General features: G+C 45.0%; 3 protein-coding genes. All 3 read left to right on the plus strand.

What is annotated here, in order from left to right; translation table 11 throughout:
* Window positions 1-248 precede the first annotated feature (248 nt).
* Window positions 249-1,181: a hypothetical protein gene (locus GXO74_05330; GenBank protein NOZ61082.1), complete on the plus strand. Its 933-nt coding sequence runs from the start codon at window positions 249-251 to the stop codon at window positions 1,179-1,181.
* Between the two features lie 603 nt (window positions 1,182-1,784).
* Window positions 1,785-2,723: a cysteine synthase A gene (gene cysK / locus GXO74_05335; GenBank protein NOZ61083.1), complete on the plus strand. Its 939-nt coding sequence runs from the start codon at window positions 1,785-1,787 to the stop codon at window positions 2,721-2,723.
* 45 nt (window positions 2,724-2,768) lie between these two features.
* The coding region (gene cysE / locus GXO74_05340) for a serine O-acetyltransferase (protein NOZ61084.1) at window positions 2,769-3,241 on the plus strand (473 nt) is incomplete at its 3' end.

Consider the following 3,241-nt stretch of genomic DNA (forward strand, 5'->3'; position numbering starts at 1 on the left):
GATGTGGGTCTTAAAATTTATTTTGTGCTGTGGCAACGAACAAGAACGAACAAAAACGATCTGTTTTTTTGCTTATTTTGTATGATTAAAATTGTGGTTTTTTTCTTGACTTTATAAGAGGTTTCAGTTATATTGATTGGAAAGGATGGTCTTAATTGGGGTCGGATTAATTTCTCACGATAGGAAAAATGAAATTTGATATAAGAAAATGCCGCCAAAACGCGAAACATAAAGAAAGAAACAGCATTGTGAAAAACTCACCAAGAAAACCAGAAATCTGGACAATCACCCGTCGCGACTTCCTGAAATCGTCCGGCTTTTTTCTCGCCGGACTTTCCCTGGGTACGCCGTTCGCGCTTGCGGATTGTACAAATCGCAAAGCAAAACTGCGCTTCGGGACTGTTACCGACGCGCATTACGCAGACACTGCCGCGAGAGGCACACGTTTTTATCGGGAATCGCTGGAAAAAATGACGGAGTGCGTCGAATTGATGAACGACAAGAAAGTTGATTTTCTTGTCGAGCTCGGCGACTTCAAAGACGAGGGCGAACCGGCTGCAGAAAAAACCACGCTAAAATTTCTGGAAACAATGGAAAATATTTTTTCCCGCTTCAGGAGAGCGCGCTACCACGTGTTGGGAAATCACGACGCAGACAGTATTTCAAAAAAGCAGTTCCTGGCGCGCATTGAAAATACAGGAATTGCCAAACAAGCGAAATATTATTCCTTTGACACAAAGGGATTCCACTTCATCGTTTTAGACGCCAACTTCAAAGCGGATGGGTCCGATTATGATCACGGAAATTTTGATTGGACGGATACCAATATCCCGCAGGACGAACTCGACTGGCTCAAAAACGATCTTGCGTCAGGTTCGGCGCCGGTGATTGTTTTTGTCCACCAGCAACTTGACGGCGCAGGCGAACATTACGTCAACAACGCGGATCAGGTACGCCAAATTCTGCAAGAAAACAACAGGGTTTTGGCGGTTTTTCAGGGACATAATCATGCCGGACATTACAGTGAAATCGAAGGAATTCATTATTACACTTTAAAAGCCATGGTTGAGGGAAGTGGCGCAAAAAATAGCTCTTACGCCATTGTTGAACTGTTTGACGATTACAGCATCGTGGTTACTGGCTATCGCGGAGCAGTGAGCAAGAAAATGGAGAAGGCGTAACAAGGGTGTTCCTTGGCGGCTCCGTGGCTTTGTGTGAGAACAAAAAATCTTCCGGCCGGAAAAAGATCTTGACATTCGCGATAAAATTTCTTATTATCTAACAGGTCATTAAATACAAGAAATCGATTTAAACTCTATGGGAGTAAAGGCGTGTCGTATCTTTACGCACATAAAAATGTAACATCCAATTTTTCTCACGCTCACGTTTGCGGGCAAATGTTGAATGACAATTGCTGTTGTTGTTGTCATCCTCATATATTGCCGGTAACGGGTCGGTGTGGAAATTTCGGAGTTCAGCCTCCGCCATAGAGTAAAAAAATCATAAATTAAGATATTCAAAGCCCGCTATCGGTAAATTTGGTAGCGGGCTTTTTGTTTTTTGTCCGGATTGCGAACGAGAAATAGCCGCGGAGATCGCGAAGGACACGAAGATCAACTAACATTAAAAATTTTATAATTGCCGGTTTGATGTTTTGGGACATGTTTTTTAAATAAACCTTCGTGAATTTTGTGCCCTTCGTGGTAAAATGTAATTAATCCATTGCAACGAGGAAAAATAAATAAAACCTTTAAAACTTCTACTTCAAACGAAAGGAAGCAAAAATGAAAAAAATTGCAAAAGACATCACGCGCCTCATCGGCGGAACACCTCTGGTTCGACTGAACAGAATTGCACAGGACAGCAAAGCTGAAGTTGTGGCGAAGTTAGAATTTTTCAATCCACTGGGCAGCGTCAAAGACCGCATTGGAGTAAACATGATCGATGCGGCTGAAAAAGAAGGAAAAATTAACAAAGACACCGTAATTATCGAGCCAACCAGTGGCAATACGGGCATTGCTCTGGCATTTGTAGCAGCCGCCCGAGGCTACCGGTTGATTCTCACCATGCCAGACACGATGAGCGCAGAACGCAGAGCTTTGCTCCGGGCGCTGGGCGCAGAGCTTGTTCTCACTCCGGGAAGCGAAGGGATGAAAGGCGCCATTGTTAAAGCCGAAGAATTGGCAGAAAAGACTCCGAATTCTTTCATTCCCCAGCAATTTAAAAATCCGGCTAATCCTGAAATTCACCGACAAACCACCGCAGAGGAAATCTGGAACGATACCGCCGGAGAAATTGATATTTTTATCGCTGGCATCGGCACTGGCGGCACAATTACTGGCGTGGGAGAGGTGCTTAAACAGCAGAAACCCGAAGTGCAAATTATCGGAGTGGAGCCGCAAGATTCGCCGGTGCTTTCCGGCGGCGAACCAGGTCCCCATAAAATTCAGGGCATTGGCGCCGGATTTGTCCCAGACATATTGAACCTCGGTATCGTCGATGAAATTGTGAAAGTGCCAAACGACAGGGCAATGAAAACGTCAAGGAGATTGGCGCGGGAAGAAGGCATTTTTTCCGGCATTTCTTCCGGCGCTGCAGTGTATGCTGCTTTGCAAGTCGGAAAAAGACCGGAAAATGCCGGCAAACTCATTGTGGTCATATTGCCTGATTTGGGAGATCGATATTTGAGCACCGAACTTTTCCAATTTGAAAATGAAGAGTAGAAATGAATTAAATTTTTAACAAAGGAACTGAATATGTTGAAAAAAATTAAAGAAGACATTGAAACAGTTTTTGCAAAGGATCCGGCGGCGCGCTCTGTGCCGGAAGTGATTTTTTCCTATCCGGGCCTGCACGCTCTGTGGTTGCATCGCATCGCTCACTGGTTGTGGAAGAAAAAAATTTATTTCTGGGCGAGATTTATTTCTCACGTAAATCGTTTTCTCACAGGAGTAGAAATTCACCCGGGAGCGAAGATCGGCAGGCGCGTTTTTATTGATCACGGAATGGGCGTGGTCATTGGAGAGACCACGGAAATCGGAAACGATGTATTGATTTACACCGGCGTTGTTCTCGGCGGCACAAGTCTGCAGAAAAAAAAACGGCATCCGACTATTGAAGACAACGTGGTTATTGGCACGGGCGCCACGGTGTTAGGCGCGATTACCATTGGCAAAGGCGCAAAAATAGGCTCAGGGTCTGTAGTGGTAAAACCTGTGCCTGCGGGCGCGACCGTTGTGGG

The organism is Calditrichota bacterium (assembly GCA_013152715.1).
In the GTDB taxonomy this organism is placed as follows: Bacteria; Zhuqueibacterota; Zhuqueibacteria; order Thermofontimicrobiales; family Thermofontimicrobiaceae; genus 4484-87.